This is a genomic window from Actinomyces sp. Marseille-QA0893 (assembly GCF_976954355.1).
The window spans coordinates 349,040-364,997 of sequence record NZ_CDRJSY010000001.1 but is presented as its reverse complement, the minus strand read 5'-3'; the positions used below and the strand labels follow the sequence as shown (position 1 = coordinate 364,997).

Here is a 15,958-nt window from a genome sequence, read left to right as displayed (position 1 = left end):
CGGGTGCTTTTCAGGGGAGAAATACGCCTTGAGGGGCATCTGAGACTGAAAGACAAAAGTGGGGGCGCCTCCGAAGAGGTGCCCCCGCTTGAAGCGAAACTCAAATAATCAGTTGAGATCCTTGGTTGCTGCGCGCAGCATCCAGGCCTGCTTCTCCAGGCCGGTTGCAATGCCGATCAGCAGGTCGTTAGACAGGTGATCGTGCTCGTCCACCGGATCTAGGGTTGCCTTGATGCGCTCGGCGACGCCAAGCAGACGCTCTTCGTACTGGCGAGCGGTCTTATCGGTGGGCAGGAAGCCGGGCTCCATCGGGTCAACCAGCGAGGTTGCTGCGACGGTCGCTGCGCGGCCATCAGGAGCAACTTCAATTGCTGCCATGCGCTCGGCGACATCATCAGCGGCAAGGCGAACCTCATCGATGATCTCGTCCAGGTGCAGGTGGAGCGAACGGAAGCCGGGGCCTTCGATGTTCCAGTGTGCCTGCTTGCCCTGAAGTGACAGATCGGTCAAATCAACGAGAGCCTGCTGAAGAGCTGCTGCAACAACGGGGTGTGCCTTAGTCATATTGTTCTCCTAAAACCTATCTGTATATGCGCCCCATAAGGGACGCACCATTGCCATCACTTCTGACAACTCCATTTTTATCGATTTCATTCCCTTTCGCGCCGTAAGGTGAAATATCCGACAGGGGTTGTGACAGGTCGTCGATAAAGTGTCGAGAAGCGCCAGAAAATCTTCGAATTTACTTGAAAAGCGTCCCCAGAATCGAACGGGTGAGTGAACGAGCAGCGGTCGTTCCCACAGTCTTCACAGTGGACTCGATGACGCGTTGTGTTGCCCGCTGGCGGCGTTCTTCCGCTTTCTCAGCCTCACGCTGACGGCGCAAGGCCTCCTTTTCCAACTCGCGCTGACGGCGCTCTTCAGCTTTTTCAACCTCACGCTGCAGGCGCTCGAGTTCCTTCTGACGCGCAGCCTCTTCCTTCGCTGCCTGTTTTTCGGCTTCCTTGCGAGCCTTTGCCTCGTCAAGCGCACGCTGGGCTTCAGCGGCTGCCTGCTCGGCGGCCTGAGCTGCTGCAGCAAGGCGCGCTTCCATGAGCTCAAACGCCGACTCATTGTCGACTGCATCGCGGTAGCGGGCGAGCAAGGGGGATGAGTTCACGATCGAGGATACGACCGAGGCCTCGGCTGGCCCCATGACCGCGGCCGGAGCATCCAGCATGGTCGGCGCAACCGGGGTTGGGCGGCCCTTCTCATCCAAAACCGTCACGACCGCCTGACCGGTACCCAGCGAGGTCAAGACCTCCGCCAAATCCAGGGGCGAGGTTGGGAAAGTGGACACTGCCTTCTTGAGGTTCGCCGCGTCGTTCGGCGTGTGTGCGCGCAGTGCGTGCTGAACGCGCGAACCGAGCTGAGCAAGAACCTCGTCGGGAACGTCAGTGGGGGACTGGGTCACAAACACAATGCCCACGCCCTTGGAACGGATCAATCGCACCGTCTGCACAACAGCCTGCAGGAACTGCTTGGAGGCATCGGTGAAGAGCAGGTGGGCCTCGTCGAAGAAGAAGACCAACTTGGGCTTATCCGGATTGCCCACTTCGGGCAGCGTCTGGAAAAGCTCAGCCAAGAGCCACATGAGGAAGGTCGAGAACAATGCGCCTTGGCTGCCCAAATCGGGCAACTCAAGGGAGGAAATGACGCCGCGACCATCCGTGGACACGCGCATAAGGTCGGAAATATCGAAGGCGGGTTCACCGAAGAAAACGTCGCCGCCCGAGGCCTCCAGAGCAGCTAGTTCACGCAAAATCACGCCCGCGGTTGCCGGGGAGACGCCGCCGATTCCCTTGAGTTCTTCCTTGCCCTCGTCGTTATTTGTCAGGTAGTCGATGACGGCGCGCAGGTCTTTCAAGTCAATGAGCGCAAGGTTTTGGCCATCGGCCCAGTGGAAGATCAACTGCAGTGCTGAGGACTGTGTATCGTTCAAGCCCAAGACGCGCGAGAGCAAGAGCGGCCCGAATTCAGTGATCGTGGTGCGGATTGGAACGCCTTCGCCGCGTCCGCCCAGAGTGAGCAGTTCAGTGGGGAAGGCCTTTCCTTCCCAGTTCTGTCCGATGCTTGCGCAGCGTGCGAGGAGTTTTTCGGAAGAGCTTCCCGCCTGCGCCAGACCCGTCAGGTCTCCCTTGATATCGGTGACGAAAACGGGGACTCCGGCCTCGGAGAGGCGCTCTGCCATGAGCTGGAGGGTACGCGTCTTACCCGTACCTGTTGCGCCCGCAACCAGGCAGTGACGGTTCATCAAGCCCAGGGGAATGCCGACGGGAGCGCCCGGAACCGGGGTGTCGCCGTCCAAGAAAGCCCCCAGTCGCATCGATGGCGCGGTGAAGGAGTATCCCGCGCGGACCTGCTCTGCGTAGCCCTGCAATTCCCCTTCGCTTGCCGAGGCCTCGGCCGGGGTAGTGGGTTCGCTTTCCACAGGTGCTGCAGGAGTTTCGGTGGGAGCCGCCTGCTGGGTTGCTGCCTCGGGTGCAGCTGCCTGGGACGCGGTCTCACTCTGGTCGCTCTGACCAGCCTGCGCGGCAAGAGCAGCGTCGAGTGCAGCCTGCGCGGCTTGTGCCTTAGCGGCAGCAGCTTCGGCGGCGGCCCGTGCGGCCTCGGCCTTCAAGCGAGCAATTTCAGCGGAATCAGTCATGGTTCGTCCTCGCAGTGTTATGGGAAAACTTAGGCATTCCAGTGCGCGCGCAAGGCATCGCACACGGCGTTATAGGTCGAGTGATCGACGGTTGCACCCTCGCGGCGAACATCCGCAGGGTCGACGATAAGCAGGCGATCCAAGCGCACCTGACTGGGACGTCCTTGCGAATCCCAAGCGCCGGTGCCGATCGGGAACCAATAGCGCCCCCAATGTGCCTCTTGCTCGGCATCCTTGCGGTGGTCCTTAGAAGTGAGCTGTGCGACGACAAGGCCTTCAGGCACGCGCGCAAGGACAACGACGGGGCGATCCTTGCCTTGGCTGGGGTCATCCTCGTAGGAGACCCATGTCCACACGACTTCACCCGGATCCGCGTCGCCATCGGGATTGGGAGCGTATTGGAAAGGCGGCAAGCCGAGCGCGCGCACATCCCAGACCTTGTTTTCCTTTCCCGAGGCCGTGCGAGCCTTGGGGGAATGCGCCTGAGTACCTGCACTGCGGGAAGAAGACGAGCGCTTACGGCGCTTCGATGAGCGCATTTCGTCTTGGACGCTCTGGCCTGCGGCCTGGATGAAAATCGCGAGAAGTCGCTTAATGAAGTCCACGTGGTCTCCAGGTGTGATGGAACAGTGATCTAAGTGTACGGGCAGTTCAGTGCTTATTCCGTGACAAACGCACGCGGGTGAACCCGTGCGGTTTCAAACCAGGCACACTGGCCAGGGGCTAGCAGAGTATCGGAAGCAATAGAGGTAGGCAGAACTCCCGTTGACACCAACGGACGGTGTTCGCAAGGAACGACAACGGTGGTATCTGATGTATTAAAAACAACCAAAACCTGAGCGCTCATGTGAACCAAGCAATCCGGACCAGCCCAGGGGAGGCCTCGTACATGGGCAAGAGAGCCCGTTCCCATCCCGTGCTCCTCGCGCGTGCGCAAGGCCTGCTGAACCATCAACACAAAGGAACTGGAAATGGCTTCTTTTGACGGCGAATCAAAATAAGTAGCTCCCGGAAGGGCAAGCGCAAAAAGGGTGTGCGCGCGATGAATCTCGCTGTCATCGTAGGGAAGCGCAGGCCAAGCGGCGATATGTCCCACCGGATCGCGGTTGGCGAAAGTATTCGCGATAGCATCGCACAGCTGCGGGTGCTTCCACTCGATATCGAGGAGAGTGTCATTGCGCAGGTGATGGAACCACGACTCTTGAAGAATCTCTTGCAAATCTGAGTCGTCCATGTGGGGCAGACTCGAAGTCAGAATGGGCAAGGTATCGGTGTTGGCCACCTCAGCCATGACCACGCGCAAGAGATGCATGAACTCCTGGCGCTCAGCTGAATTGGGCCCATAGTGCATAAGCGGTAGAGTCCCCAGATCGATGCCGTCGACCCCCGCATCTACGCATGCGCGAACGCGCCCAAGCAGAGTCGTCACAGTCTCGTCAGCGGAGTAAGGACCATTGAAATCACGCGTATTCCACTCAGCCGAACCAGGAAGATGGACGATGATTTTGACACCGACCCTGTGGAAACGCTTGACCAGAGAAACAAGTTCTGGATTGACGCCCCAAATCATCTGGGGGATCGGAGAAAGCAAAAAAGCATCAACGCCGACTCGAGCAAAGCGGATTGCTTCTTCGCCGAGCTGGCGAGCAAGATCATGGTCGACGCGACGGGGAATGCGGCAAATTGCCGGCGAATGCCACCACGGATGAGTGCCTTTCCGGGCAGCATGGACGAGGGTAGTCACCACCTGAGTCCCGTTCGTTGAATGCACAACACCATCTTATGCAATGAAAGCCCACAACAAGCAGTTAGGCTTATCATGTGAACACTTCCCCTGCCTATGTGCCCAGCGATTGCGAGCGTTTTGTACCAGAGACAGCCAAATCCAGATCTCGGACAGATTTCGAACGCGACCGTGCGCGAGTACTTCACTCTTCGGCTCTGCGACGTTTAGGGGAGAAAACACAGGTCCTTGGGCCAACGTCGGATGATTTTGTTCGAACCCGCCTCACTCACTCGCTCGAAGTCGCCCAAGTGGGCCGCGAATTAGGCAAAGAACTGGGCGCAGACCCGGATGTGGTGGACGCGGCCTGTCTTTCCCACGATTTAGGCCACCCACCCTTTGGACACAACGGCGAACTTGCGCTCAACGAGTTGGCACGTGAGATCGGCGGTTTTGAAGGAAACGCGCAGACCTTGAGAATCGTCGCACGCTTGGAACCCAAAGTTCTTGGCAAAGACGGGCCGGCAGGTCTGAACCTGACGCGTGCCACCTTGGATGCGATCTGCAAATACCCGTGGGCGAGGGGCGAAGGCCCAGACCCCGTTAAATCCCAACGCAAATTCTCCGTCTACGAGGACGACCGCCCGACTTTCGACTGGATGCGCCAAGGAATCCCCGCGGGCAAGCGCTGCCTCGAAGCTCAAATCATGGATCTTTCTGACGACATTGCGTACTCGGTTCATGACATGGAAGACGCTGTTGCAACGGGGAAGATGGACCTTGAACGCCTACGCAGCGATTCCCATACCCAAGGGGTCATTGAATCCACCATGAAGTGGTATGGCACATCGATTTGCGAAGACGATCTTTACCGCGCTTTTGAGCGTTTGGTGACCATGCCCGAATGGATGGGGTCTTTCAGCGGGTCCTACGCTGATTTGGCTGCCCTGAAGGACTTGACCAGTGAGCTGATCGGGCGCTTCTCCAACGCAACGGTCGGGGCGACCCGCGAGGTCGCAGGAGACCAGCCCCTGGGTCGCTACCTCGCTGAGCTCGTCGTCCCGGCCAATACTCGCGCGGAAATCCAGGTCCTCAAGGGCATGGCGGTCCACTACGTCATGAGCCCGCGCGAAAGCGAACCCGTGTACTACCAGCAGCGCACGCTCCTCAACGACCTGGTTGATGCTCTTGTCAACGCTGGCCCCGAATATCTTGAACCGCCTTTTGCCGCTCAATGGCGCGCAACCACGGACGAGGGACAGCGCCTGCGAGTCGTTATCGACCAAGTCGCCTCGTTGACCGATATCTCCGCCTCACGCTGGCACGCGCGCATGTGTGGAATGCTCTCCTCACAGTTGTGAGAAGCGAGATCGGGGTGGCCGACGCCATCCACATCTTTCTGCTAGAAAAGTGTCCACTCGCTAAACTGAACTCATGGCCGGCCTGATCCTCAAAGAAGACATCGCCGCCGTACGTGATGCCTCGCGCATCGAAGAAATCGTCGGCGAGCGAGTTGCCCTGCGCCCCGCAGGCGTCGATTCTTTGAAAGGATTGTGCCCTTTCCACGACGAACGCACGCCCTCGTTCCACGTCCGCCCCTCCCAAGGTTTTTGGCATTGCTTTGGCTGCGGCGAAGGCGGGGACGTGATCAGTTTCGTCCAAAAAGTTGATTCTCTTTCCTTCACCGAGGCCGTGGAAGCCTTGGCCCTCAAAGCTGGGATCACTTTGCGTTACGAGGCCGCGGGCAGCGGAACCCTTCGCCGCGAAGAACCCGGTCGCCGTCAGCGGCTCCTTGACGCGCACCGCGTCGCTGAAGAGTTCTACCAGGCGCAGCTCTCTTCTCCAGAAGCCCACGAAGGACGTCGTTTTCTTGGTCAGAGAGGCTTCGATGAAGCGACCTGTCGTCACTTCGGAATCGGCTATTCGCCCAGCTCATGGGATGCGCTTACCCGTCACTTGCGCTCCAAGGGCTTTACCGATCAAGAAATCGAGATTGCAGGTCTTGCAACTCGCGGAAACCGCGGCCTCTATGATCGTTTCCGCGGCAGGCTCATGTGGCCAATCCGCGACATTACGGGTGCGACGATTGGCTTTGGCGCTAGGCGTTTGAACGATGAGGACAAGGATTCTCCGAAGTACCTCAATACCCCGGAAACCCCGATCTATCACAAGTCTCAAGTCCTCTATGGCCTCGATCTTGCGAAGAAAGAAATTACACGAAACCGCAAGGTCGTTATCGTCGAAGGCTACACGGACGTCATGGCTGCCCACGCCGCCGGTGTGGGATATGCGGTCGCAAGCTGCGGTACCGCTTTCGGTGAAGACCACGTAAAAATCGTCCGACGCCTGTTGGGAGATAGTGCGGACAGCGCCGCTGGAGTTGTCCTCAGCAATGGGAAAACCCACGGCGGAGAAGTGATCTTCACCTTCGATGGCGACGCGGCAGGACAAAAAGCCGCGCTTCGTGCTTTCGAAATGGACCAGAACTTCGCAGCCCAGACCTTCGTCGCGGTGGAACCCAATGGCATGGACCCCTGCGAGCTCCGCATGGCTCAAGGAGAGCGCGCCGTTGTGGAGTTGGTGAACTCTCGGACGCCGCTTTTTGAGTTCGTTATCCGTTCGGTTTTGCGCCAGCTCGATTTGCGCACCGCAGAAGGGCGCGTGAAAGCTCTACGTGCGGCGGCTCCCGTGGTTGCTCGCATCCGCGACCATGCGCTCCAACGTGAGTACACGCGTTCGCTCGCGGGGTGGATCGGCATGGATATTTCCGAGGTCTCGCGTGCGGTTCGCTCAAGCGCACACTCGCGCCCGGCCTCGTACGGGGGAAGGGGAGCGCCCGCGGAAACTCCGCAGCCCGCCCCCGTGAGGCGAGGCCCCGAGGACCCGGTTTCTCGAATCGAGCGCCAAGCCCTTGAAGCACTCATTCAATACCCCATGTATGTGGTGGGGTCGGGCTTTGAAGAACTCGGGGGAGAGGCATTTTCTGTCCCCTCCTATCGCGCGGTTCACGATGCGATCCGCGCGGCAGGGGGATTGGATGCTTTCGTGAAGGTTCTTCGCCAAGCAGAAGAACACTTCGGGAAGGGCGCCAAGGCAGTCCAGGCGGCAACGCGGGCCTTCGTCGATGATGTTCGCGCGCTCATGATTCCCGAGGTCGCAGCCGTGTTGGTGGAATTAGCAGTTGCACCGCTCCCTCAAGACCGCGAGGACCAACTTCGCGCGTACTGCAGGGGAGCGATGGGTGCAATGGTTCGCCTCGATGTGACAAGGCGCCTGGCGGATGCGAATGCGAACCTTCAACGCCTGAGCGAAGATGATCCCCAATACACCCAAGCATTCCGAGAGCTCATGCGCCTCGAAGAAGTGCGCCAGCGTTTCACCGAGCGCGCACAATAGCCCTCGGGCTACTCCAAACCGACGCTTTCACGCAGCTGTTTTTCAAGGGAATGTGCAAGCTCCATCGCCTCGTCATCAAGCCTTCCGCGTGCTGCAAGAACAGAAAACAACTCTCCATCCTCACGCTTGCGAATCTGCGCGGTAATCACCGCACCATTTGGAGCTTTCACGCTGCGAACCAGAACCTGAGTGCGATTGACCTTCTCGCTGATATCTTCCATAAAAGGACGCATGGGAGAATTCGAGGAATGAACAACTAGAGGGGAACGTGCCGGATCAACCCAGTTCACGCTCAACTCCTGTTTCTCTCCCTCCCAGCGAGCGCTCTGAACCTCGTACCACATCGCCGAATCAATGACTTCACCTTCACGGATCATGATCAAGGCATAGCGCCCCGAAACGAGGATTGCCCCGTCATCGAGCTCGATATGGAGCGCATCCGCGTCCCCGCGGGGGAGCAGATCGCGATAATCGGCAAGTCCCGAGCTCATTGAAGCGTCACCACCGCCGGGAAAGTAACGGTCGGAGCACCAGCCCAGAGACGAAGATCGTCGAGGGCGGCTTGAACGCCGAAAAGACGAACATCTTGTGAGTCGGACTGGAGCAGGTTGACATCGGCGCGAAGGCTGGCCTGGGCAAGATCAGAAGGCGAGGTGTTCGTAAGAGAACAACGCAATTGGCGCGAATCCTTGCTCCCGCGTTCGAGAGAGCGCGAGGCGCGATCAAGGAGAGCGTTCTCAATGGTCTCGGCCTCGTAGAAGTCGGCGGTGTGGACCGCAGACTTGGGCAGAGTCTGTGCGATGCAGTCCCAGCTCGCGGTGGAAGCGGCGGCCTCGTCGGAAGACGAAAAAGCAGAGGTTGTTTGCGAGGCCTGGGGGAGCGTCAGGTCGGAGGAAGCGCCCTGGCGGACGAGCCAATTGGGGGTGGCTCCTGTGGTCTGGGTGAATCGCTGGGCGAGAGCATCAACGCCCTGATCGCCCGCATCGATGTCGATTGCGTATGCCTGGGCCAATTGCACTGCCGAGGCGTAGCGTCCCAACGCGACTGCGCTCAGTTGGCGCGATTGCTCAGGAGAGGAAGTCGTGGGGTTGCTGGCTGCACGCAGGTCCCGGCGAGCCGAGATCACGAGCCACGAAATGAATTCTTCGATCCTGTAAGGGGCTTCGGCAACCTCTTCAGGCTGGGGAAGATTGGCAGTGTTCTCCTGATCTTTCCAGGGGTCCCATACTCCACCGAGGAAATCCAAGCGTTGCTGCGAACTCTGCGCAAGGGCCTCAAGAGAAGACGCGCAGGAGGAACACTCGCTTGCAAGTGCAGCGAGGGAATGCGCACGCTGGGCCGCGGCGGCCTCGGTCCTTGCCGAAGCATCGCGGGAAAGTGCGAAACCGGTCAATGCGGGCAAATGGGTGGCGGAAGATTCCAGGTGGATTCCGCATGCCCCCAAGGACATGCTGAGGACAGCAATACACGCAGTGAAGAGTTTCGGGTGTTTCACAACAACATCATCCCATGGTCAAAAGACGAGTACGATTGCCTAGAATACCGTGTCGCGTGAAGGAGTGAAGGTGGCACCCACACAGATTGAAGAACAGGTCCGTGCGCTGGTCGAAGGTATCGTCACCCAAGCGGGGGCGCAGCTTGACGCGGTAACGATCCTCAAACAAAACGGGGACTTGGTGTGTCGCATCACCGTTGAAGAGCCCCTTGGTGCGGAGCGTCTGTCTTCCGATGCTCTTGCCGAAATCTCGCGGGCAATCTCCAAAGCCATGGATTCAGCCGACCCGATCTCGGACGCCTACATGCTGGAAGTATCCACTCCCGGCCTTGAACGAGAGCTGAAGAAGCCTGAACACTGGATGCGTCAGATCGGCGGACTTGTTAGCGTGAAATTGCGCAACGGTGACAAGCTCGTGGGACGAGTCAGCCAGGCAGACGAGAAAAGCGCTACTGTAGATACCGGCGCTGAAAGCCACACAATTGCATATGACGAGATCAAGAAGGCGCGTTCGCGCGTCGACTTCGGCTCGTGGGAATGAGGGACGCTATGGAAATCGATATGACCGCCCTGCGGATGGTCGAACACGAGAAGGGGGTATCGCTCGATACCCTGGTTGACGCCATCGAAGAAGCGCTACTCAAGGCCTACCACAACATCCCCGGTGCGATCTCAAAGGCTCGCATCGAAATTGATAAGCGCACCGGCCGCGTCACCGTGATGGCCACCGAAGAAGACGACGATGGCAACCCCATCGGAGAATTTGACGACACCCCGAAGAACTTTGGCCGCATCGCCCAATCCACAGCGCGTTCGGTCATTATGCAGCGCCTGCGTGACGCCGACGATCAGCGCGTCCTGGGTGACTTTGCCGGCAAGACCGGCCAGATCGTTACCGGCGTCGTTCAGCAGTCTCGCGACTCGCGTATGACGATCGTGAAGCTGGCTGATGATTTCGAGGCCGTTCTTCCCGATTCCGAAAAGGTTCCCGGCGAGGACTACTCCCACGGCACCCGCCTGCGTGCGCTCATCGTTTCCGTCGAACGCACTGACCGCGGTGCTCGCATCACCTTGTCGCGCACCCACCCCGGCCTCGTCAAGGGACTGTTTGAGCGCGAGGTTCCCGAAATCCAAGAGGGCTTGGTCCGCATTAAGGCAATCGCCCGCGAAGCTGGACACCGCTCGAAGATCGCTGTTTTGGCAACCCGTGAGGGTGTTAACGCCAAGGGCGCTTGCATCGGCCCCATGGGTTCGCGTGTGCGTGCAGTTATGAACGAACTGGGCGGGGAAAAGATCGATATCGTCGATTGGTCAGAAGATCCGGCACGTTTCGTTGCTAACTCTCTGTCTCCGGCTCGCGTGTCCCGCGTGGTTGTTCACTCTGTTGAACAGCGCACCGCCACCGCGATTGTCCCTGACTTCCAGCTTTCGCTGGCTATCGGTAAGGAAGGCCAGAACGCACGCCTCGCGGCACGCCTGACGGACTTCCACATCGACATTCACTCGGACACCGAAAACGGTGAAGAAGCACTGGCATCGCGTTCGTCCACACCGGATGACGTGATCAGTCGCTCACAATCCGATGACTTGGATGAGGACTGACTCAGCTAAGCTTGAAGGCGTGTCTCAATCCACTTCTATGCTTCGCACCTGTGTGGGTTGTGGATTGCGCGCGCAACGTTCGGAGTTGATCCGTGTCGTTGCCTCTACCGACGGACATCTCCACGTTGATGCCCGTCGTCAACTTCCCGGTCGGGGAGCGTGGTTTCATCCCGAAGCTCGCTGCCTTGACCTTGCCCGCACCAGGCGGGCGATGGGGCGTTCGCTGCGACGAACGGTCGACATGACCGACCAGCAGTGGAAGGCCTTGGGGGAGGCCATTCTGTCAGCGGCGCACAGGGCGCCGGACAACGAGTAGCGAAAGCGGGTTGAAAGCCCATGGGCACCCGATGAGTACCCAGCGATGAGCTGCCTGCAATATCAGTGATACGTCTCCGTTTCGGGGACGTTCCCGAACAAGGAGAAAAGTGGCAAAACTGCGTGTCCACGAGCTCGCGAAAGAGCTCGGAATCCCCAGCAAGGAATTGCTGGCCTACCTACGAGACAAGGGCGAATACGTCAAGGCTTCGTCCTCCGCACTTGAACCCCCTGTCGCGCGTGACGCGCGTGAACATTTTGAAAAGCTCTCCGGATCAGCCGCATCGGGTGATGCCGCCAAGAGCACGTCCAAGAAGCCCGCTGCCCCCAAGCCTCGTGCGAAGGCCAGCGCTGAGAAGCCGGCAGAGTCCGCTCAGGCTTCAGTGAAGGATGAAACCCCCACTCCCGAGGCTCCCAAGCCCGCGTCGCGCAAGCCTGCGCCTCGCGCACCTAAGGCTGAGGCCCCGAAGGGTGAAGCAGCTGAAAGTGCGAAGGAAACTCGCGCCCCTAAGCCAGCTGCTCGTCCTGCAAGCGATACTCACGCAGCTGCCCCCAAGCCGGGTGCAGCTCCCAAGCCGGGCGCGCCTCGCGCACCCCGTCCCGCTGGCGGCGCAGCTCCCAAGCCGGGTGCACCTCGTCCTGGAGCGCCTCGCCCCGGTGGCCCCCGCCCCGGAAACAACCCCTATGCATCCAGCCAGGGCATGCCTCGTCCCGGCGGTAGCCAGGGTGGCCGTGGGGCAGCGCGTCCCGCTCGCGGCGGCGCACAGGGCGGCGAACGTCCCCCGCGTCCTGCAGGCGCACAGGGCGGACGTTCTGGTGGTCCTCGTCCGCCTCGTGGTGGCGCACCTTCTGGTGGCGGTCCGCGTCCGAACCCGGGAATGATGCCCGGACAGGCAAACTTCGCTCGCTCGGGCGGTCCTGCACCTTCTTCTGATCGTCCTCGCGGCGGTCGCGGCCGCGGTACCCGTCCTGCTGGTGGCGGTGGCGCCCAGGGCGCTCCCGGAGCAAATGCCGGTGGCGGTTTCGCTCCGCCGCGCGGTGGACGCGGTGGCGGCCGCGGCGCAACACCGGGCGCATTCGGTCGCGGCGGCGGCAAGAGCTCGCGCGGACGCAAGTCGAAGCGCGCAAAGCGTCAAGAGTTCGAACAGCAGAACGCACCCGTCATTGGTGGCGTGTCGATTCCTCGCGGCGATGGACAGCAGATCCGTATCCGCCAGGGTGCCTCTTTGGCGGACTTCGCTGAGAAGATCAACGTCAATCCCGCAGCGCTGGTCACCGTCCTCTTCCACCTCGGAGAGATGGCAACGGCCACGCAGTCGCTGGATCAAGACACCTTCGAGGCACTGGGCGCAGAGCTCGGCTACGACGTCAAGGTTGTCTCTCCTGAAGACGAAGATCGCGAACTGCTTGAGTCCTTCGACATCGACCTCGAAGCCGAAGAACTCGACGATGCAGAGAACATGCAACCGCGTCCCCCGGTCGTCACGGTCATGGGCCACGTCGACCACGGTAAGACCAAGCTCCTCGACGCTATCCGTCATACTGACGTCGTCGATTCCGAGCACGGTGGCATCACTCAGCACATCGGCGCCTATCAGGTGAAGGTCACCGCAGAGGACGGCACCCGCCGCCCGATCACCTTCATCGATACCCCCGGTCACGAGGCCTTCACCGCTATGCGTGCTCGTGGTGCGCAGGTTACCGACATCGCGATCCTCGTGGTCGCAGCTGATGACGGTGTCATGCCTCAGACCGTTGAAGCAATCAACCACGCGCAGGCCGCCGGCGTGCCGATCGTTGTGGCAGTCAACAAGGTCGATAAGGAAGAGGCGAACCCGGAGAAGATCCGCGCACAGCTCACCGAGTACGGCCTCGTTGCCGAAGAGTACGGCGGCGACGTCATGTTCGTCGACATTTCGGCCAAGCAGCGCAAGGGTATCCACGAGCTTCTCGAGGCCGTGCTGCTGACCGCTGATGCGGCGCTGACGCTGGAAGCGAACCCGGATACGGACGCACGCGGTGTGGCCATTGAAGCGAACCTTGATAAGGGACGCGGCGCGGTGGCAACCATGCTGGTCCAGCGCGGTACCCTCCGCGTCGGTGATTCCCTGGTTGTCGGTTCCTCGCACGGCCGTGTTCGTGCGATGTTCGATGACAGTGGTAACGATGTTTCCGAGGCCGGACCTTCGACGCCGGTTGCAGTGCTGGGCCTGACCTCGGTCCCGCGTGCAGGTGACTCCTTCCTGGTTGCTTCCGATGACCGTACCGCTCGCCAGATCGCTGACAAGCGTGAAGCTGCTGAACGCCAGGCCATGCTGGCCAAGCGTCGCAAGCGCGTCTCCCTTGAAGACTTCGACAAGGTCCTCAAGGAAGGCGAGGTTGATACCCTCAACCTGGTCATTAAGGGTGACGTTTCCGGTGCTGTTGAAGCTCTGGAAGATTCGCTGCTGCGCATCGACGTGGGCGAAGAAGTTGCTCTGCGTATCATCCACCGCGGTGTCGGCGCAATTACCCAGAACGACGTCAACCTGGCGACCGTGGACAACGCAGTCATCATTGGCTTCAATGTCCGCCCGGCAGAGCGCGTTCAGGAACTTGCCGATGCCGAGGGCGTCGAGATCAAGTACTACAACGTCATCTACTCGGCGATCGACGATGTCGAGGCCGCGATGAAGGGCATGCTCAAGCCGATCTACGAAGAGGTCGCACTGGGTAGTGCGGAGATCCGTCAGGTCTTCCGTTCCGGCAAGTTCGGCAACATCGCTGGTTCGATTGTCCGCTCCGGCACCATCAAGCGTGGAACCAAGGCTCGCCTGGTTCGCGATGGCGTCGTTGTTGCAGAGAACCTGGAAATCGCATCGCTTCGCCGCGAGAAGGACGATGTCACCGAAGTCCGCGAGGGCTACGAATGTGGTATCACCTTGGGCTACAAGGACATCGCAGAAGGCGACATCATCGAGACCTGGGAAATGCGCGAAAAGCCGCGTGACTGAGGTCTAGTTGAGTGAAAGCTCGTGGGCCCCGCACCTTGCCGGTGCGGGGCCCACGAGCTTTGAGCACTCAGAGTGATTACATGCCACCCATGATCTGAGCGACGAGGATCTTACCGATCATGGCAACCGGGTAGACCAAGGCATAACCCAAGGAGACGCGCGGGTCCATATTCGTACGAGAGTTTGCGAAAGCCAGGACCGCAGGCTGCGTCTGAGCACCAGCCAGAAGACCCGCGAGCTTCGTTCCACCCATCTTGAAAGCCCAACGCATGATGATGTAGAGGCCAATGGCCATGATCGAGGTCATGATGATGCCCAGCAAGAGGATCTGCAGCCAGGTGCCGGAGGTGAAAGCCTTTTCAATCTGTCCACCTGCGTTAGCGCCCGCTTGTGCGAGGAAGACCAGAAGGCCGAACTCTGCCAAGACCTGACCGGCCGTGAAAGGCATCGCAGTGACGATAGGGCCGATGCGACCCAAACGGCCAAAGATCAGGCCAACAATCAAAGTGCCGGCGGCTGAACCAATGGAGAAGTAGGCTCCAGTCGGGGTGAAGATCGGAATCTCACCAATCAAAATTCCCAGCGCCATGCCAACACCCAAGCTGATCGGGTTGAGGTCAGACAGGCCTCGCGCGGAGTCGCCGAAGAACTTTGTAATCTCCCGCATCTTCGAGGTCGGTGCAACCACGCGGACGCGGTCACCCTGCTGAAGAACAAGGCCAGGTTCGGCGATCATGTCCACGTCGCCTCGGCGAACGCGGGAAATGGTTGCGGAGAACTTGCCCGCAAGGTCCAGCTCTTCCACGGTATGGCCCGCGAGCTTCGGGTTGGAAATCGTGACGCGACGGAAATCCAAGTAGGTGCGGTCCTCGATGAGAGAGTGCGAGGAAGGGTGGCCCAATTCGGTTGCGACGCGGGCGACGAGCTCGCGCGGGCCGACGACTGTCACCAGGTCACCCTTATCCACGGTATCGGTCATCGACGGACGCATGATGGGGCCCGTTTCGCCTCGGCGCAGGCGCGAGAAGGTGATCCTGGAACCCAGAGTCGTATAAATATCGCCCAAGCAGGGGTGATCGTCGCGCTCGACGCGGATCGTGCGGTTCGCCAAGGGAGAGGGGGCATCCTTGTCGCGCTTGCCGTAGGACAGGGCTGCGGCCGAGGCGATGAGCATTCCGATGACGCCGAAGAGGTAGGCAATCGAGTAACCGACGGTCGCCAAGTCCAACTTCCCCGAGGCCTGGCCAGCGGCGGACAGAGCCGGAGTGTTGGTCACTGAACCGGCGAAGGTGCCGGCGATGAGAGCGGGGTCCATTCCCCACATACGGCCAATGAATTCACCGGTAGCTGCGGCGATGGCGTAGAGGGCGACCATCGTGAGGATCGGGCCGATCGCGCTCTTGAGGTTGTGGAAGAACGAGGCGCCCGAATTCATACCGATTGCGAAGGTGAAAAGCGCCAAGCCTAGGGTGCCCAATTCGCGGGTCACTCGAAGGTGGATGCCGTAGGTTTCGGCCCAGGCCGACAAGATGATTGCAAAGAAGAGTACGGCCGCCGCGCCAAGTCCGATTCCCTTGATCTTCACGTGGCCGAAGGCCATGCCGATGCCGATCAGGAGGAACAAGAATAGGACAGGCTGATCAGCGAGCTTCGTAAATAAGATCTCCACTGTGATGGCTCCATTGTCTGGTGATCAGGATTTTCTGTATCCGCTTCTCAGTATCGTCTTACTCAGGAGAGGGGCCAAA

At 59.9% G+C, this 15,958-nt stretch carries 13 protein-coding genes; 6 read left to right on the top strand and 7 right to left on the bottom strand.

Features of this window, described 5'->3' with window-relative positions:
- Window positions 1-108: 108 nt before the first annotated feature.
- From ACWNMW_RS01680 to ACWNMW_RS01665, 4 genes are all read right to left on the bottom strand, one after another.
- Window positions 109-564, bottom strand: coding sequence for a Dps family protein (locus ACWNMW_RS01680; protein WP_449489831.1), 456 nt, complete (start codon window positions 562-564; stop codon window positions 109-111).
- A gap of 178 nt (window positions 565-742) precedes the next feature.
- Entirely contained in the window at window positions 743-2,686 is a 1,944-nt protein-coding gene (locus ACWNMW_RS01675; RefSeq protein ID WP_449489830.1) for a helicase HerA-like domain-containing protein, read from the bottom strand.
- A gap of 29 nt (window positions 2,687-2,715) precedes the next feature.
- Window positions 2,716-3,291 carry a type II toxin-antitoxin system PemK/MazF family toxin gene (locus tag ACWNMW_RS01670; protein ID WP_449489829.1) on the bottom strand — a complete coding sequence of 192 codons (576 nt, stop codon included), beginning with the start codon at window positions 3,289-3,291 and terminating at the stop codon, window positions 2,716-2,718.
- 53 nt (window positions 3,292-3,344) lie between these two features.
- Entirely contained in the window at window positions 3,345-4,430 is a 1,086-nt protein-coding gene (locus ACWNMW_RS01665) for a hypothetical protein (RefSeq protein ID WP_449489828.1), read from the bottom strand.
- Between the two features lie 77 nt (window positions 4,431-4,507).
- Between ACWNMW_RS01665 and ACWNMW_RS01660 the strand changes: the two genes are divergently transcribed.
- Both ACWNMW_RS01660 and dnaG read left to right on the top strand, forming a co-directional pair.
- Window positions 4,508-5,770, top strand: a complete 1,263-nt coding sequence (locus ACWNMW_RS01660) for a deoxyguanosinetriphosphate triphosphohydrolase (protein ID WP_449489827.1) — start codon at window positions 4,508-4,510, stop codon at window positions 5,768-5,770.
- 73 nt (window positions 5,771-5,843) lie between these two features.
- Window positions 5,844-7,805 (top strand): DNA primase, encoded by a 1,962-nt coding sequence (dnaG, locus tag ACWNMW_RS01655; protein WP_449489826.1) that lies wholly within the window; start codon window positions 5,844-5,846, stop codon window positions 7,803-7,805.
- Window positions 7,806-7,813: 8 nt separating this feature from the next.
- On the opposite strand, the gene ACWNMW_RS01650 is transcribed toward dnaG, so the two are convergent.
- Entirely contained in the window at window positions 7,814-8,296 is a 483-nt protein-coding gene (locus ACWNMW_RS01650) for a hypothetical protein (RefSeq protein WP_449489825.1), read from the bottom strand.
- On the bottom strand, window positions 8,293-9,300 hold the full coding sequence (locus ACWNMW_RS01645; protein ID WP_449489824.1) for a hypothetical protein: 1,008 nt from the start codon (window positions 9,298-9,300) through the stop codon (window positions 8,293-8,295). The genes ACWNMW_RS01650 and ACWNMW_RS01645 overlap by 4 nt, the downstream gene beginning before the upstream one ends.
- Before the next feature lie 70 nt (window positions 9,301-9,370).
- Here ACWNMW_RS01645 and ACWNMW_RS01640 point away from each other — a divergent pair, with 70 nt between their 5' ends.
- The 4 genes from ACWNMW_RS01640 (at window position 9,371) to infB (ending at window position 14,210) form a co-directional block, all read left to right on the top strand.
- On the top strand, window positions 9,371-9,841 hold the full coding sequence (locus ACWNMW_RS01640; protein WP_448751189.1) for a ribosome maturation factor RimP: 471 nt from the start codon (window positions 9,371-9,373) through the stop codon (window positions 9,839-9,841).
- A gap of 8 nt (window positions 9,842-9,849) precedes the next feature.
- Window positions 9,850-10,902, top strand: coding sequence for a transcription termination factor NusA (gene nusA / locus ACWNMW_RS01635; protein ID WP_034502543.1), 1,053 nt, complete (start codon window positions 9,850-9,852; stop codon window positions 10,900-10,902).
- A complete protein-coding gene (locus tag ACWNMW_RS01630) occupies window positions 10,892-11,218 on the top strand; it encodes a YlxR family protein (protein WP_295892700.1) in 327 nt (108 codons plus the stop codon). Before nusA ends, ACWNMW_RS01630 begins: the two co-directional genes overlap by 11 nt.
- A gap of 109 nt (window positions 11,219-11,327) precedes the next feature.
- Entirely contained in the window at window positions 11,328-14,210 is a 2,883-nt protein-coding gene (gene infB, locus ACWNMW_RS01625; protein ID WP_449489823.1) for a translation initiation factor IF-2, read from the top strand.
- 76 nt (window positions 14,211-14,286) lie between these two features.
- Here infB and ACWNMW_RS01620 read toward each other — a convergent pair whose 3' ends face one another.
- Entirely contained in the window at window positions 14,287-15,879 is a 1,593-nt protein-coding gene (locus ACWNMW_RS01620; RefSeq protein ID WP_449489822.1) for an aspartate:alanine exchanger family transporter, read from the bottom strand.
- Window positions 15,880-15,958: the final 79 nt, after the last annotated feature.

Coding starts and splice junctions, on each gene's coding strand:
- dnaG (WP_449489826.1), top strand. CDS start 5,844: ATGGCCGGCCTGATCCTCAAAGAAGACATCGCCGCCGTACGTGATGCC.
- ACWNMW_RS01680 (WP_449489831.1), bottom strand. CDS start 564: ATGACTAAGGCACACCCCGTTGTTGCAGCAGCTCTTCAGCAGGCTCTC.
- ACWNMW_RS01675 (WP_449489830.1), bottom strand. CDS start 2,686: ATGACTGATTCCGCTGAAATTGCTCGCTTGAAGGCCGAGGCCGCACGG.
- ACWNMW_RS01650 (WP_449489825.1), bottom strand. CDS start 8,296: ATGAGCTCGGGACTTGCCGATTATCGCGATCTGCTCCCCCGCGGGGAC.
- ACWNMW_RS01630 (WP_295892700.1), top strand. CDS start 10,892: ATGAGGACTGACTCAGCTAAGCTTGAAGGCGTGTCTCAATCCACTTCT.
- nusA (WP_034502543.1), top strand. CDS start 9,850: ATGGAAATCGATATGACCGCCCTGCGGATGGTCGAACACGAGAAGGGG.